We start from the raw sequence: 14,669 nt of genomic DNA, 5'->3' as shown, positions 1-14,669 counted from the left end.
TCTCTTATGTACCAGGTTGTTGCATCTGATTTAGATGGCACGCTCCTCGCTCCCGACCACCGCTTAACGCCGTATGCGAAAGAGACACTGAAATTATTGACCCAAAAAGGGCTTCATTTTGTGTTTGCGACCGGCCGTCATCATATTGACGTAGGGCAGATCCGCGATAATCTCGGGATTCAGGCCTATATGATCACTTCCAACGGCGCGCGTGTGCACGACACTGACGGCAATCTGCTGTTTGCTCACAATCTCGATCGCGATATTGCCGCCGATCTCTTTGGCGTAATGCACAGCAGCCCCGATATCATCACCAACGTTTATCGCGACGACGAGTGGTTTATGAACCGCCATCGCCCGGAAGAGATGCGTTTTTTCAAAGAAGCGGTGTTCAACTACCAGCTTTTTGAGCCAGGCCTGCTGGAGCCGGAGGGCGTCAGCAAAGTCTTCTTCACCAGCAGTAACCATGAGGTCTTACTGCCGCTGGAGCAGGCGATTAACGCGCGCTGGGGCGATCGCGTGAACGTCAGTTTCTCCACGCTGACCTGCCTGGAAGTAATGGCGGGCGGCGTCTCCAAAGGCCACGCGCTGGAAGCGGTTGCGAAGAAACTGGGTTATAGCCTGCAAGACTGTATCGCTTTTGGTGATGGCATGAACGATGCCGAAATGCTGTCGATGGCGGGTAAAGGCTGCATCATGGCCGGGGCGCATCAGCGCCTGAAAGATTTGCATCCGGAACTGGAAGTGATTGGCTCAAACGCGGATGACGCGGTGCCGCACTACCTGCGTAAGCTCTATCTTGATTAAAAAATGACGACTGAGTATTTATTGCTCAGTTGTCAACCGTTCTCTTCGCTACAATGCGTGTTCATCTTCCTGAGAGACATTCATTGTGGCGCTACTCATTATCACCACTATTCTGTGGGCCTTCTCTTTTAGCTTTTACGGTGAGTACCTTGCCGGTCACGTCGACAGCTATTTTGCCGTACTGGTGCGCGTTGGCCTGGCAGCACTCGTATACCTGCCGTTTCTGCGTACCCGTGGCAACAGCCTGAAAACGGTCGGCTTGTATATGCTGGTGGGTGCGATGCAGCTTGGCGTGATGTATATGCTGAGCTTCCGCGCGTATCTCTACCTGACGGTGTCCGAACTGTTGCTGTTCACCGTGCTGACGCCGCTCTATATCACACTGATTTATGACCTGATGAGCAAGCGTCGCCTGCGCTGGGGCTATGCATTCAGCGCCTTGCTGGCGGTGATTGGCGCCGGGATTATCCGTTACGATCAGGTGACGGACCATTTCTGGACCGGCCTGCTGCTGGTGCAGCTCTCTAATATCACCTTTGCGATTGGCATGGTGGGCTACAAACGTCTGATGGAAACCCGCCCGATGCCGCAGCATAACGCCTTTGCGTGGTTCTATCTCGGCGCGTTCCTGGTGGCGATTGTGGCGTGGTCGCTGCTGGGCAACGCTCAGAAGATGCCGGAGACCACGCTGCAATGGAGCATTCTGGTCTTTCTTGGCGTGGTGGCTTCCGGGATTGGCTACTTCATGTGGAACTACGGCGCGACCCAGGTGGATGCCGGAACGCTGGGCATCATGAACAACATGCACGTGCCGGCGGGGCTGCTGGTTAACCTGGCTATCTGGCATCAACAGCCGCACTGGCCGACATTCATTACAGGCGCGCTGGTGATCCTGGCGTCGCTGTGGGTACATCGAAAGTGGGTCGCTCCGCGCTCTTCACGAACGGAAGATGATCGCACGCGTGGTTCCGCGCTGAACGAATAAACGCCTCCGTGACCGGCTGACGCTGCTCGCCATCGCGCACGGCGGCGTACAGTCGGCTCCACAAGCCTTCACCCAGGGTTTTGGTGACCACCAGACCCTGGCGTTCGAAACTCTCCACCACCCAATGCGGCAGCGCAGCAATCCCCATGCGGGCGGCAACCATCTGAATCAACAATAACGTGTTATCGACGCTTTTCAGCGATGGGCTGATGCCCGCCGGTTGCAGGAAGTGACGCCAGATATCCAGACGCGAGCGCTGCACCGGATAAATCAGCAGCGTTTCGCTGGCGAGATCTTCCGGCGTAATGCGCGTTTTTGCTGCCAGCGGATGGTCAGGCGCGATAACCAGACGCACCTCATAATCAAACATCGGCGAATAATGCAGCCCGCTGCGCGGCAGAATATCGGAGGTCATGACCAGATCCAGCTCGCCCTGCTGCAGCGCGGGTTGCGGGTCAAAGGTGACGCCGGATTTAAAATCCATCTCGACCTGCGGCCAGTTTTTATGGAAGTTTTCCAGTGCAGGCGTCAGCCATTGAATGCAGCTATGACACTCAATGGCGATGCGCAGACGCGTCTGCTGCGGCTCGTTGCAGGCCTGAAGCGCCTGACTGATTTGCGGCAGTACCTGGTTTGCCAACTGGAGCAGGATCTCGCCCTGCGGCGTAAAGCGCAGCGGCTGACTCTTGCGTATAAATAGCCGAAAGCCAAGGCGCTGTTCCAGATCGCTGAACTGGTGGGAAAGGGCGGATTGGGTCTGATGCAGCGTGGCCGCCGCAGCGGCGAGCGACCCGCAGTTCCGCAACGCTTGTAGCGTCTTCAGATGTTTAACTTCGATCATGAAAGTCCTTCACTTCGGCATGAACAATTTGCGCTTGAGGAATATACAGTAACCGCCAATTATGGATGTGTAAACATCTGGACGTCTAAAACATGAAAAATCCATAAGGGGCTTACCATGACAATTCTTAATCACACCCTCGGTTTCCCTCGCGTTGGCCTGCGTCGCGAGCTGAAAAAAGCGCAAGAAAGTTACTGGGCGGGGAACTCGACTCAGGAAGCGCTGCTGTCGGTTGGGCGCGAGCTACGCGCGCGTCACTGGGATCAACAAAAACAGGCCGGTATCGACCTGCTGCCGGTGGGCGATTTCGCCTGGTACGACCATGTTCTGACGACCAGCCTGATGCTGGGTAACGTTCCGGCTCGTCATCAGAACAGCGATGGATCGGTGGATATCGACACCCTGTTCCGCATTGGCCGTGGGCGCGCACCTACCGGTGAACCGGCGGCAGCAGCGGAAATGACCAAATGGTTTAACACCAACTATCACTATATGGTGCCGGAGTTCGTGAAAGGCCAGCAGTTCAAACTAACCTGGACACAACTGCTTGAAGAAGTGGACGAAGCGCTGGCGCTGGGCCATAAAGTGAAGCCCGTTCTGCTGGGGCCGGTGACCTGGCTGTGGTTGGGTAAAGTCAAAGGCGAGGCATTTGACCGTCTGAACCTGCTCAAAGACATTCTGCCGGTGTATCAGCAGGTGCTGAGTGAGCTGGCAAAACGCGGTATTGAGTGGGTACAAATTGATGAACCGGCGCTGGTGCTGGAGCTGCCGCAGGCGTGGCGGGAAGCTTATCAAGCTGCCTATGACGCTCTTCAGGGGCAGGTGAAATTGCTGCTGACCACCTATTTTGAAGGTGTCACGCCTAATCTGAATACCATTACTGCTCTGCCGATTCAGGGCCTGCATGTTGACCTGGTTCATGGCAAAGATGATGTTGCCGAACTGCATAAGCGCTTGCCTGCCGACTGGCTGCTCTCCGCCGGGTTGATTAACGGACGTAACGTCTGGCGCGCCGATCTTACGGAAAAATATGCACAAATTCGCGAGATCGTCGGTAAACGCTCGCTGTGGGTGGCTTCGTCCTGCTCATTACTGCACAGCCCAATCGATCTGAGCGTGGAAACGCGTCTTGATGCAGAAGTGAAAAGCTGGTTTGCCTTCGCTTCGCAAAAATGTGAAGAACTGGCGCTGCTGCGCGATGCGCTCAATAGCGGTAATACGTCTGCGCTGGCAGCGTGGAGCGCCCCAATCCAGGCGCGCCGTCACTCAACCCGCGTTCATAATGCGGCGGTAGCAAAACGTCTGGCGGCCATTACCGCGCAGGATAGCCAGCGTGCAAATGCGTATGACGTGCGCGCACAAGCCCAACGTGCGCGTTTTAACCTGCCCGCCTGGCCGACCACCACGATTGGTTCCTTCCCGCAAACCACGGAAATTCGCACCCTGCGCCTGGATTTCAAAAAGGGTAATCTCGATGCCAACAACTACCGCACGGGCATTGCGGAACAGATTAAGCAGGCCATTGTGGAGCAGGAACGTTTAGGGCTTGATGTGCTGGTCCACGGCGAAGCGGAGCGTAACGATATGGTGGAATACTTTGGCGAACATCTGGACGGTTTTGTCTTTACGCAAAACGGCTGGGTGCAGAGCTACGGCTCCCGCTGTGTGAAACCGCCGATTGTTATTGGTGACGTGAGCCGCCCGGCACCGATCACCGTAGAGTGGGCATCGTTCGCGCAATCGCTGACCGACAAGCCGGTGAAAGGGATGCTGACCGGCCCGGTGACGATTCTCTGCTGGTCCTTCCCGCGCGAAGATGTCAGCCGTGAAACCATCGCCAAACAGATTGCGCTGGCGCTGCGCGATGAAGTGGCCGATCTGGAAGCCGCTGGAATTGGCATCATCCAGATTGACGAACCGGCGCTGCGCGAAGGTTTACCGCTGCGTCGCAGTGACTGGGACGCGTACCTCCAGTGGGGCGTGGAAGCTTTCCGTATCAACGCCGCTGTGGCGAAAGATGACACGCAAATCCACACCCACATGTGTTATTGCGAGTTCAACGACATCATGGATTCGATTGCGGCGCTGGATGCGGACGTGATCACCATCGAAACCTCGCGTTCCGACATGGAGTTGCTGGAATCGTTTGAAGAGTTTGACTACCCAAACGAAATCGGCCCGGGCGTCTATGACATTCACTCGCCAAACGTACCGAGCGTGGAATGGATTGAAGCGCTGCTGAAGAAAGCCGAACAGCGCATCCCGGCTGAACGCCTGTGGGTCAACCCGGACTGCGGCCTGAAAACCCGTGGCTGGCCAGAGACCCGCGCGGCGCTGGCGAACATGGTGCAGGCGGCGCAGAATTTGCGCCAGGGGTAAAGGTAGAGGCCCGGTAAGCGAACGCATTACCGGGCAAAATGTTTATTTCTTCCCGCCATGCTGCGCAAACCACGCCAGCATGCGCTGCCAGCCATCTTTCGCTGATTCTTCATGATAGCTTGGACGATAATCCGCATTGAACGCATGCCCGGCATCCGGATAAACAATAATATCCGCTTTGGCATTGGCGGCGCGCAGTGCCTGGCGCATGGTTTCTACGGTATCAACCGGGATACCGGTGTCCTGACCACCGTATAAACCCAGTACCGGTGCATTGAGATCGACGGCGATATCGACAGGATGTTTCGGTGAATTCAGTGACTTATCGCCCAGCAATTTTCCATACCATGCGACGGCGGCTTTTAACTGCGGGTTATGTGCAGCATACAGCCAGGCGATGCGGCCACCCCAGCAGAAGCCGGTGATCATCAGGCGACTGGCATCCCCACCATTGCGTGATGCCCAGTTGGCAACGTGGTCAAGATCGGCCAGCACCTGTGCATCAGGTACTTTCGTGACCAGGTTATTAAAGAGGGTCGGGATATCGGCATAGTCGTTCGGATCGCCCTGACGGAAATAGAGCTCTGGCGCGATGGCCAGATAGCCTTCTAAGGCCAGGCGGCGACAAACATCGCGAATGTGTTCATGGACGCCAAAAATCTCCTGCACTACGATTACCACCGGAAGAGGGCCATCGCTCTGTTTTGGGCGTGCGTGATACGCGGGTAGCTGATCGCCCTGAGAGGGGATCGATGTTTCGCCAGCGGTAATTTCGGCCTCTGATGTGCGAACAGCGGTCGTTGCGTGAGGGGATGCGGCAGGTGCAAATCCAGATTGGTTGTTGGTGGTCATGGCATTCTCCGTACCTTTAAGTGAGCTTTTAGCGCTTCTGTAATGCTTTTTAATATAGACAAATCACAGTGCCTGAAGACGGGCGATTTTTGTGCAACAACGGAAGATATAACTTGTTAATGTGATGTGAATCACTTTTTACGTGGAATATTATGCAATATTTTTGGTTCCTGGTGACGGTGGTCACGAAATGTTGTCTTCGTCTTCTGTAAAGTGGCTTTTTGCTTCTTCTGACAAAACCGATCCACAGAGGAGTTTTCTATGTCTAAGTCTGATGTTTTTCATCTCGGCCTCACCAAAAACGATTTACAAGGGGCTACGCTCGCTATCGTCCCTGGCGATCCGGAGCGTGTGGAAAAGATCGCCGCGCTGATGGAAAAGCCGGTCAAACTGGCATCCCATCGCGAATTTACCTCCTGGCGTGCTGAGCTTGATGGCAAGCCGGTGATTGTGTGCTCTACCGGTATCGGCGGCCCGTCTACTTCTATTGCCGTTGAAGAGCTGGCGCAGCTGGGTATCCGCACTTTCCTGCGCGTCGGTACTACCGGGGCGATTCAGCCGCATATCAATGTAGGCGACGTGCTGGTCACCACCGCATCCGTTCGTCTGGACGGCGCGAGCCTGCACTTTGCACCGATGGAATATCCGGCGGTTGCTGATTTCGACTGCACCACCGCGCTGGTTGCGGCGGCTAAAGAGATTGGTGCGACCACGCACGTTGGCGTAACCGCGTCTTCCGACACCTTCTATCCTGGTCAGGAACGCTACGATACCTTCTCTGGCCGCGTGGTTAGCCGCTTTAAAGGCTCCATGGAAGAGTGGCAGTCGATGGGCGTAATGAACTACGAGATGGAATCCGCGACGCTGCTGACCATGTGTTCCAGCCAGGGGCTGCGCGCAGGGATGGTTGCGGGCGTAATTGTGAACCGTACTCAGCAGGAGATCCCGAACGCTGAGACGATGAAACAAACCGAAAGCCACGCGGTGAAAATCGTTGTGGAAGCGGCCCGCCGCCTGCTGTAAACCTTCTTCTCTTCTTAAAGGCCGACACGTTCGGCCTTTTTCTTTTTGCGTACCTCCTCGCAGGAAAAACCTTTCCAACTGGACATCTATACAGCACAATTCTATTTTTGCCGTAAGTCGTTCATGCAGGGGGCATTGTGGATATCGCCATTCTTATTTATTTTCTGGTTGCACTGGCGGGCGTTGCGCTGGGTTGGCTGGCCGCGAGCTATCGCGTCGCGCAGCAGCGGGCGGAACAACTGGCCGAAGAGCGTGATATCTACGGCGAACTGAGCGCTGCGAAGCAACAGCTGGCGCAGAACGCGCACTGGCGCGAGGAGTGCGAGCTGCTGAATAATGAACTGCGCAGCCTGCGTGAAATCAATACCTCGCTGGAAGCAGACTTGCGTGAAGTAACCACGCGGCTGGAAGCCACGCAGCATCATGCGGAAGACAAAATTCGCCAGATGATCAACAGCGAGCAGCGCCTGAGCGAGCAGTTCGAAAATCTGGCTAACCGTATCTTTGAGCACAGTAATCGTCGGGTGGATGAGCAAAACCGTCAAAGCCTCAACAGTTTGCTTACCCCGTTGCGCGAGCAGCTTGACGGCTTTCGCCGTCAGGTGCAGGACAGTTTTGGCCAGGAAGCGAAAGAGCGCCATACGCTGGCCCATGAAATTCGCAATCTGCAACAGCTGAATGAACAGATGACGCGCGAAGCCGTCAACCTGACGCGCGCGTTAAAAGGCGACAATAAAACTCAGGGCAACTGGGGCGAAGTGGTGCTGACGCGCGTGCTTGAAGCCTCTGGCTTGCGTGAAGGTTACGAATACGAAACTCAGGTAAGTATCGAAACCGATACTCGCGCCCGCATGCAGCCGGACGTTATCGTTCGCCTGCCACAGGGAAAAGATGTGGTGGTCGATGCCAAAATGACGCTGGTGGCCTATGAACGTTACTTCAATGCCGAAGACGACTACACCCGCGAACTGGCGCTCCAGGAGCATATCGCCGCGGTGCGAAACCATATTCGCCTGCTGGGGCGCAAAGATTATCAACAGCTTCCGGGGCTGCGAACGCTGGACTACGTCCTGATGTTTATCCCTGTTGAACCCGCCTTTTTGCTGGCATTAGACCGACAGCCCGAACTGATCAATGAAGCTTTAAAAAATAACATTATGCTGGTAAGTCCTACTACTTTATTGGTAGCGCTGCGCACAATTGCCAATCTCTGGCGCTATGAGCACCAGAGCCGCAATGCGCAGCAAATCGCCGAGCGGGCCAGCCGTCTTTACGACAAAATGCGCCTGTTTATTGATGATATGTCCGCTATTGGGCAAAGCCTGGATAAAGCGCAGGACAACTATCTTCAGGCGATGAAGAAACTCTCTTCCGGGCGCGGGAATCTGCTGGCGCAAACGGAAGCTTTCCGTCACCTCGGCGTAGAGGTGAAACGCGAGATTAATCCGGATTTAGTCGAGCAGGCTACGGCGCAGGATGATGAGTTTCGTTTACGGCAAGGGGCTGATTCTGACGATGATGATCCTCTGGCTGTGAAAAACGGTTAACCCTGTTTGAGGGAGTGTGACGGGGTTGAATCGTAGGGCAATTGCGCCCAATCTGTTACACTCCATGAACATTTTCTTTATAAGCAGGCTTAGAGATGGCTGAGGAATCACAAGACACGACGCACTTTGGCTTTAAGACAATCGCCAAATCCCAGAAGGAAGACATGGTTGCCCACGTTTTCCACTCTGTGGCCGCAAAATACGATGTGATGAACGACCTGATGTCGTTTGGTATTCACCGTTTATGGAAGCGTTTTACCATTGACTGTAGCGGCGTACGTCGTGGGCAAACCGTCCTCGATTTGGCAGGCGGTACGGGCGATTTAACGGCGAAATTCTCCCGCATGGTGGGTGAAACCGGCCGCGTCGTGCTGGCTGATATCAACGACTCTATGCTGAAAATGGGGCGCGAAAAGCTGCGCAACCACGGTGTTATCGGCAACGTGGAGTATGTGCAGGCGAACGCCGAAGCGCTGCCGTTCCCGGATAACACCTTCGACTGCATTACTATCTCTTTCGGCCTGCGCAACGTCACCGACAAAGAGAAAGCGCTGCGCTCGATGTATCGCGTACTGAAACCGGGTGGCCGCCTGCTGGTGCTTGAGTTCTCGAAACCGATTATCGAACCGCTGAGCAAAGCCTACGATGCTTACTCTTTCCACATCCTGCCGCGCATTGGTGAAATGGTGGCGAATGATGCAGAAAGCTACCGCTATCTGGCGGAATCCATCCGTATGCACCCCGATCAGGAAACCCTGAAAGCGATGATGCAGGATGCCGGAATGGACAGCGTTGAGTACTTCAACCTGACGGCAGGCATCGTGGCGCTGCATCGCGGTTATAAGTTCTGACAGGAGGGCCTGATGCCTTTAAAACCCTTAGTGACTGCCGGCGTCGAAACGGCACTGAATACTTTTCTGTGGCGTGAGCGGGCGCTTAAGCCTGCCCGGCAACGTCTGGTGGGAAAAGTGCTGCGCGTTGAACTCAAAGAGTTCACGTCGCCGCTGGTGCTGGTGTTTAGCGAGCGGCAGGTCGATGTGCTGGGGGCGTGGGAAGGCGAGGCCGACTGTACTGTCGCGACGCGTGTCGGCGTACTGCCGCAACTGCGTAATCGTCAGCAACTGACGGCGCTCATCCGCAACGGTGACCTCGAAGTGCAGGGCGACATCCAGGTCGTGCAAAACCTTGTCGCACTGGCCGACCTGGCCGAATTTGACCCGGCAGAACTGCTGGCACCCTATACCGGCGATATCGCCGCTGAAGGCGTCAGTAAAGTTCTGCGTGGCGGCGCGAAATTCCTGCGGCAGGGCTTTGCGCGTCAGCAGCATTACGTGGCGGAGGCTGTCACCGAAGAGTGGCGACTGGCCCCCGGCGCGCTGGAATTAGCCTGGTTTGCTGAAGAGACAATGGCCGTGGAACGCGCCGTTGACGCGCTGACGAAGCGGCTGGAAAAACTGGAGGGGAAATGACGCCAGGAGAATTACGGCGCCTGTATTTTATCATCCACACCTTTTTGAGTTACGGGCTTGATGAGCTCATTCCCAAAATGCGCATCACCCTGCCGCTGCGAATCTGGCGTCGGATGTTGTTCTGGATGCCGAATCGCCACAAAGATCGCCCGTTGGGTGAACGCATGCGTCTGGCATTGCAGGAGCTGGGCCCGGTTTGGATCAAACTCGGCCAGATGCTCTCTACCCGCCGCGATCTCTTCCCGCCGCATATCGCCGACCAGCTCAGTATGTTGCAGGACCGCGTTGCGCCGTTTGACGGCTTACAGGCGCAAAAGCTGATGGAAAAAGCGATGGGGGATATCCCTATCGAAAGCTGGTTTGACGATTTCGATATTAACCCGCTGGCATCCGCGTCGATTGCCCAGGTGCACACCGCGCGCCTGAAAGAGAACGGCAAAGAGGTGGTGATCAAGGTCATTCGCCCGGATATCCTGCCGGTTATCAAAGCGGATATGAAACTCATCTACCGTCTGGCGCGCTGGGTTCCCCGCCTGCTGCCGGATGGCCGTCGTCTGCGCCCGGTTGAAGTGGTGCGCGACTATGAAAAAACGCTGATTGATGAGCTGAATTTGCTGCGCGAAGCGGCGAACGCCATCCAGCTGCGCCGCAATTTCGAAGACAGCCCGATGCTCTATGTGCCGGAGGTTTACTCCGACTATTGCAGCGAAAACATGATGGTGATGGAGCGCATCTACGGCATTCCTGTGTCAGACACCGAAGCGTTGCTGAAGCAAAACACCAACATGAAATTGCTGGCCGAGCGTGGCGTGCAGGTCTTCTTCACCCAGGTATTCCGCGACAGCTTTTTCCATGCGGACATGCACCCAGGCAATATTTTTGTCAGCTATGAGCACCCGGAAGATCCGCAATATATCGGCATCGACTGTGGGATTGTCGGCTCGCTGAACAAAGAAGATAAGCGCTATCTGGCGGAGAACTTCATCGCCTTCTTTAACCGCGACTATCGCAAAGTGGCCGAACTGCACGTTGATTCTGGCTGGGTACCGCCGGACACCAATGTTGAAGATTTCGAGTTCGCGATTCGTACGGTGTGTGAACCTATCTTCGAGAAACCGCTGGCGGAAATCTCCTTCGGGCATGTGTTGCTAAACTTATTTAACACCGCGCGTCGTTTCAACATGGAAGTTCAGCCACAGTTGGTGCTGCTGCAAAAAACGCTGCTTTACGTGGAAGGCGTGGGGCGACAGCTCTATCCGCAGCTCGATTTATGGCAAACGGCGAAGCCGTTCCTTGAGTCCTGGCTGAAAGATCAGATAGGCATTCCGGCGCTGGTTCGTGCGTTGAAAGCAAAAGCGCCGTTCTGGATCGAAAAAATGCCCGAATTACCGGAACTGGTGTACGACAGTTTGCGCCAGAGCAAACATTTACAGAGCAGTTTGGATAAGCTTGCCGGCGACATCACCGTGCATCGTACCCGTCAGGGTCAGTCACGGTATCTCTTTGGTATAGGTGCTGTTTTATTATTGAGCGGTACACTACTGCTAATAAATCGACCGGAATGGGGCTTCATGCCCGCGTGGCTCATGGGCGCGGGGCTGGTGGTATGGTTCGCCGGCTGGCGTAAAACGCGCTGAATTTTGCATCGCTATCACGAGGGCGCATAACGTATAATGCGTCAATGGTTATTTCATCATCTATCACAGAGGAAGATGTATGGGTGGTATTAGTATTTGGCAGTTGCTGATTATCGTCGTTATCGTGGTTCTGCTTTTCGGGACTAAAAAGCTGAGCTCACTGGGGTCCGATTTGGGTGCGTCCATCAAAGGCTTTAAGAAAGCCATGGGTGATGAAGACGACAAGAAAGACAAGTCTACTCAGGATGCGGATTTCACTGCAAAATCAATCACTGACAAGCAGGAAGACGCTAAAAAAGACGAAGCGAAACGCCACGACAACGAGCAGGTGTAATTCGTGTTTGATATTGGTTTCAGTGAACTGCTGCTGGTATTCGTGATTGGCCTTGTTGTACTCGGGCCAAAACGTCTGCCGGTTGCGGTTAAAACGGTTGTTGGCTGGATTCGCGCGCTGCGCTCGCTGGCGACAACGGTGCAAAACGAGCTGACCCAGGAGCTTAAACTTCAGGAATTTCAGGACAGCCTGAAAAAAGTGGAGAAAGCGAGCCTGGACACCCTATCGCCAGAGCTGAAGGCGTCGATGGACGAGCTGCGTGAAGCGGCGGAATCCATGAAGCGCTCTTACTCTATTCACGATCCTGAAAAGGCGAGTGATGAAGCTAACACTATCCATAATCCGATAGTGAAGGACAGCGAGGAGCAGCGCGCCGGGGTTACCCCGTCGACGGCCGAACATCAGGCCAGTACCGACGAGCAGGTTCCATCCCCCGCTGAAACCCACACGCCAGAAGCGGCGGCGGTTAGCGACTCTGAAAAAGAGAAAAAAACCGCTTCCGTTCCTGATTCATCCCCTGCATCAAGTGATAAATCGTAAACATGGGCGTAGAAGATACTCAACCGCTGGTGTCGCACCTGATTGAACTGCGTAAGCGTCTGCTTAACAGCATCATGGCGGTGTTCATCATTTTTCTGGCGTTAGTCTATTTCGCCAACGATATCTATCAACTGGTCTCTGCGCCGCTGATCCGGCAGATGCCTGTTGGGGCGACGATGATTGCGACCGATGTCGCGTCACCGTTCTTTACCCCCATCAAGCTGACCTTCATGGTGTCGATTATCCTGTCGGCGCCGGTGATTCTTTATCAGGTGTGGGCTTTTGTTGCGCCTGCGCTGTATAAGCATGAACGCCGTCTGGTGGTACCGCTGCTGGTTTCCAGTACGCTGCTGTTCTATACCGGTATGGCTTTTGCCTATTTCGTGGTGTTCCCTCTGGCGTTCGGCTTCCTGACGCATGCCGCGCCTGCGGGCGTGCTGGTCTCGACCGACATCAAGAGCTACCTCGATTTTGTGATGTCGCTGTTCATCGCTTTCGGGGTCTCCTTCGAAGTACCGGTGGCGATTGTGCTGCTTTGCTGGGTGGGCGTGACCACCCCGGAAGACTTGCGCAAAAAACGTCCGTACGTGCTGGTTGGCGCATTTGTGGTTGGCATGCTGCTGACCCCGCCGGATGTTTTCTCGCAAACGCTGCTGGCGATACCGATGTACTGTTTGTTTGAGGTTGGCGTCTTCTTCGCCCGCTTCTATACCGGCAAGCGAGCGACGCGTGACGAAGACGCGGAAGCCGAAGCTGAAGCCGATAAAAACGAAGAATAAAATCACCGCCCGTCAGGGCGGTTTTCGTATGGAGCCGAGATGTTTGATATTGGCGTAAACCTTACCAGCTCGCAGTTTTCCCACGATCGTGACGATGTTATCGCCCGCGCTCAGGCCGCAGGCGTCAACGGGATGCTGCTGACCGGTACCAATCGAAATGAGAGCGAACAAGCGCAACAGTTCGCACAGCGGTTTGCCGGGTGCTGGTCCACTGCGGGTGTGCATCCGCACGATAGCAGCAGCTGGAACCCGGAGGTGGAAGCGAGCATCCGTAAACTGGCGCAGCAGTCGGAAGTAGTGGCGATTGGCGAATGCGGGCTGGACTTCAACCGCAATTTCTCCACGCCAGCAGAGCAGGAGGCGGCGTTTAGCGCGCAGCTGGCACTGGCAGCGGAGCTATCGATGCCGGTCTTTATGCACTGTCGCGATGCCCACGCGCGTTTTCTGGCATTGCTCGACCCGTGGCTGGATAAACTGCCGGGTGGGGTTTTACACTGCTTCACCGGTACACGTGAAGAGATGCAGGCCTGCGTCGATCGCGGCCTGTATATCGGCATTACCGGCTGGGTTTGCGATGAGCGTCGCGGGCTGGAACTGCGTGAGCTGCTGCCATTTATTCCGGCCGAGCGATTGCTGATTGAAACGGATGCGCCTTATTTGCTGCCGCGCGACCTGTCGCCAAAACCGAAATCACGACGCAATGAACCTGCATTTGTGACGCACATCCTGACGCAAATTGCCCACTGGCGCGGCGAAGAGGCGCAGTGGCTGGAATCCGTCACGGATAATAACGTCAAGACACTGTTTAATATTACGTTTTAGTCGTTATCGGTTTTGCGAAAGTCGGTGTTCTTCACGCTTTGCATAACCTGCTTGTTGAGCAGATTGAGCAGCAGCATCGAGCGGGCTTCGCCGTCAGGCTCAGAGAAAATCGCCTGCAGGCCTTCAAACGCGCCCTCGGTGATCACCACGCTGTCGCCAGGATACGGTGTGCTGGGGTCGGTAACGCCTTCGGGCTTATACACCGAAAGCTGATGAATAACGCTGGAAGGCACCGTGGCTGGATGCATACCAAAACGCACGAAATGGCTGACGCCACGGGTCGCATTAATGGTAGTGGTATGAATCACTTCCGGGTCAAATTCAACAAACAGGTAGTTGGGGAAAAGCGGTTCACTGACTGAAGTACGCTTACCGCGTACGATTTTCTCCAGGGTGATCATCGGCGTCAGGCAACTCACCGCCTGCCGTTCGAGATGTTCCTGAGCGCGCTGAAGTTGACCGCGTTTGCAGTACAGTAAATACCAGGCTTGCATAATGACTCGTTTCCACAATGTAGCGTGCAAGCATATCAAAAGAGTGATGCGATCGCGATGATAACTGATAGCGATAAGTCGAGCGTATTGGTTCACGTGATTTTAACAAAAATACAGCATCACAGCCGCATTCGCCGTATAATGAGGCGCTTACCAGGAG

At 55.0% G+C, this 14,669-nt stretch carries 15 protein-coding genes; 12 read left to right on the top strand and 3 right to left on the bottom strand.

What is annotated here, in order from left to right:
- Positions 1–6 precede the first annotated feature (6 nt).
- Complete coding sequence (yigL, locus tag G163CM_RS16930) at positions 7–807, top strand: sugar/pyridoxal phosphate phosphatase YigL (protein WP_015966418.1); 801 nt, start codon at positions 7–9, stop codon at positions 805–807.
- A gap of 85 nt (positions 808–892) precedes the next feature.
- Positions 893–1,792, top strand: coding sequence for a biotin transporter (gene bioP, locus G163CM_RS16925; protein ID WP_231825704.1), 900 nt, complete (start codon positions 893–895; stop codon positions 1,790–1,792).
- Here bioP and metR read toward each other — a convergent pair.
- Positions 1,680–2,633: an HTH-type transcriptional regulator MetR gene (gene metR / locus G163CM_RS16920; RefSeq protein ID WP_231825703.1), complete on the bottom strand. Its 954-nt coding sequence runs from the start codon at positions 2,631–2,633 to the stop codon at positions 1,680–1,682. The two genes, bioP and metR, sit on opposite strands and share 113 nt — an antisense overlap.
- Before the next feature lie 117 nt (positions 2,634–2,750).
- Here metR and metE point away from each other — a divergent pair, with 117 nt between their 5' ends.
- On the top strand, positions 2,751–5,012 hold the full coding sequence (metE, locus tag G163CM_RS16915) for a 5-methyltetrahydropteroyltriglutamate--homocysteine S-methyltransferase (protein WP_231825702.1): 2,262 nt from the start codon (positions 2,751–2,753) through the stop codon (positions 5,010–5,012).
- Between the two features lie 42 nt (positions 5,013–5,054).
- Here the strand turns inward: metE and G163CM_RS16910 are convergent, their stop codons facing one another.
- Positions 5,055–5,864 (bottom strand): dienelactone hydrolase family protein, encoded by an 810-nt coding sequence (locus G163CM_RS16910; RefSeq protein ID WP_231825701.1) that lies wholly within the window; start codon positions 5,862–5,864, stop codon positions 5,055–5,057.
- Between the two features lie 261 nt (positions 5,865–6,125).
- Between G163CM_RS16910 and udp the strand changes: the two genes are divergently transcribed.
- The 9 genes from udp to tatD all read left to right on the top strand — a co-directional run bounded on the left by udp (position 6,126) and on the right by tatD (position 14,015).
- The gene (gene udp / locus G163CM_RS16905; RefSeq protein WP_015966413.1) at positions 6,126–6,887 is read left to right on the top strand and encodes a uridine phosphorylase; all 762 of its coding nucleotides are present in this window, start codon (positions 6,126–6,128) and stop codon (positions 6,885–6,887) included.
- A 137-nt stretch (positions 6,888–7,024) separates the two neighbouring features.
- Entirely contained in the window at positions 7,025–8,434 is a 1,410-nt protein-coding gene (gene rmuC, locus G163CM_RS16900) for a DNA recombination protein RmuC (RefSeq protein WP_231825700.1), read from the top strand.
- Between the two features lie 95 nt (positions 8,435–8,529).
- A complete protein-coding gene (ubiE, locus tag G163CM_RS16895) occupies positions 8,530–9,285 on the top strand; it encodes a bifunctional demethylmenaquinone methyltransferase/2-methoxy-6-polyprenyl-1,4-benzoquinol methylase UbiE (protein ID WP_015966411.1) in 756 nt (251 codons plus the stop codon).
- A gap of 12 nt (positions 9,286–9,297) precedes the next feature.
- Complete coding sequence (gene ubiJ / locus G163CM_RS16890; protein WP_015966410.1) at positions 9,298–9,903, top strand: ubiquinone biosynthesis protein UbiJ; 606 nt, start codon at positions 9,298–9,300, stop codon at positions 9,901–9,903.
- Positions 9,900–11,540, top strand: a complete 1,641-nt coding sequence (gene ubiB, locus G163CM_RS16885; RefSeq protein ID WP_231825699.1) for a ubiquinone biosynthesis regulatory protein kinase UbiB — start codon at positions 9,900–9,902, stop codon at positions 11,538–11,540. The genes ubiJ and ubiB overlap by 4 nt, the downstream gene beginning before the upstream one ends.
- A gap of 79 nt (positions 11,541–11,619) precedes the next feature.
- Entirely contained in the window at positions 11,620–11,874 is a 255-nt protein-coding gene (gene tatA, locus G163CM_RS16880) for a Sec-independent protein translocase subunit TatA (protein ID WP_015966408.1), read from the top strand.
- A 3-nt stretch (positions 11,875–11,877) separates the two neighbouring features.
- A complete protein-coding gene (gene tatB, locus G163CM_RS16875) occupies positions 11,878–12,414 on the top strand; it encodes a Sec-independent protein translocase protein TatB (RefSeq protein WP_231825698.1) in 537 nt (178 codons plus the stop codon).
- 2 nt (positions 12,415–12,416) lie between these two features.
- A complete protein-coding gene (tatC, locus tag G163CM_RS16870) occupies positions 12,417–13,193 on the top strand; it encodes a Sec-independent protein translocase subunit TatC (protein WP_015966406.1) in 777 nt (258 codons plus the stop codon).
- Positions 13,194–13,232: 39 nt separating this feature from the next.
- A complete protein-coding gene (gene tatD / locus G163CM_RS16865; protein ID WP_231825697.1) occupies positions 13,233–14,015 on the top strand; it encodes a 3'-5' ssDNA/RNA exonuclease TatD in 783 nt (260 codons plus the stop codon).
- On the opposite strand, the gene rfaH is transcribed toward tatD, so the two are convergent.
- Positions 14,012–14,509, bottom strand: coding sequence for a transcription/translation regulatory transformer protein RfaH (gene rfaH / locus G163CM_RS16860; RefSeq protein ID WP_015966404.1), 498 nt, complete (start codon positions 14,507–14,509; stop codon positions 14,012–14,014). The genes tatD and rfaH overlap by 4 nt on opposite strands.
- Positions 14,510–14,669 lie beyond the last annotated feature (160 nt).

This window comes from Pseudocitrobacter corydidari (assembly GCF_021172065.1).
Lineage (GTDB): Bacteria > Pseudomonadota > Gammaproteobacteria > Enterobacterales > Enterobacteriaceae > Pseudocitrobacter > Pseudocitrobacter corydidari.
The sequence above is the reverse complement of the archived record's forward strand: the minus strand, read 5'-3'. Positions and strand labels throughout refer to the sequence as shown.

What these genes read in the sequence shown, in the direction of transcription:
- yigL (WP_015966418.1), top strand. Translation starts at nt 7, where the DNA reads ATGTACCAGGTTGTTGCATCTGATTTAGATGGCACGCTCCTCGCTCCC.
- metR (WP_231825703.1), bottom strand. Translation starts at nt 2,633, where the DNA reads ATGATCGAAGTTAAACATCTGAAGACGCTACAAGCGTTGCGGAACTGC.
- metE (WP_231825702.1), top strand. Translation starts at nt 2,751, where the DNA reads ATGACAATTCTTAATCACACCCTCGGTTTCCCTCGCGTTGGCCTGCGT.
- G163CM_RS16910 (WP_231825701.1), bottom strand. Translation starts at nt 5,864, where the DNA reads ATGACCACCAACAACCAATCTGGATTTGCACCTGCCGCATCCCCTCAC.
- udp (WP_015966413.1), top strand. Translation starts at nt 6,126, where the DNA reads ATGTCTAAGTCTGATGTTTTTCATCTCGGCCTCACCAAAAACGATTTA.
- ubiE (WP_015966411.1), top strand. Translation starts at nt 8,530, where the DNA reads ATGGCTGAGGAATCACAAGACACGACGCACTTTGGCTTTAAGACAATC.
- ubiJ (WP_015966410.1), top strand. Translation starts at nt 9,298, where the DNA reads ATGCCTTTAAAACCCTTAGTGACTGCCGGCGTCGAAACGGCACTGAAT.
- ubiB (WP_231825699.1), top strand. Translation starts at nt 9,900, where the DNA reads ATGACGCCAGGAGAATTACGGCGCCTGTATTTTATCATCCACACCTTT.
- tatA (WP_015966408.1), top strand. Translation starts at nt 11,620, where the DNA reads ATGGGTGGTATTAGTATTTGGCAGTTGCTGATTATCGTCGTTATCGTG.
- tatC (WP_015966406.1), top strand. Translation starts at nt 12,417, where the DNA reads ATGGGCGTAGAAGATACTCAACCGCTGGTGTCGCACCTGATTGAACTG.
- tatD (WP_231825697.1), top strand. Translation starts at nt 13,233, where the DNA reads ATGTTTGATATTGGCGTAAACCTTACCAGCTCGCAGTTTTCCCACGAT.
- rfaH (WP_015966404.1), bottom strand. Translation starts at nt 14,509, where the DNA reads ATGCAAGCCTGGTATTTACTGTACTGCAAACGCGGTCAACTTCAGCGC.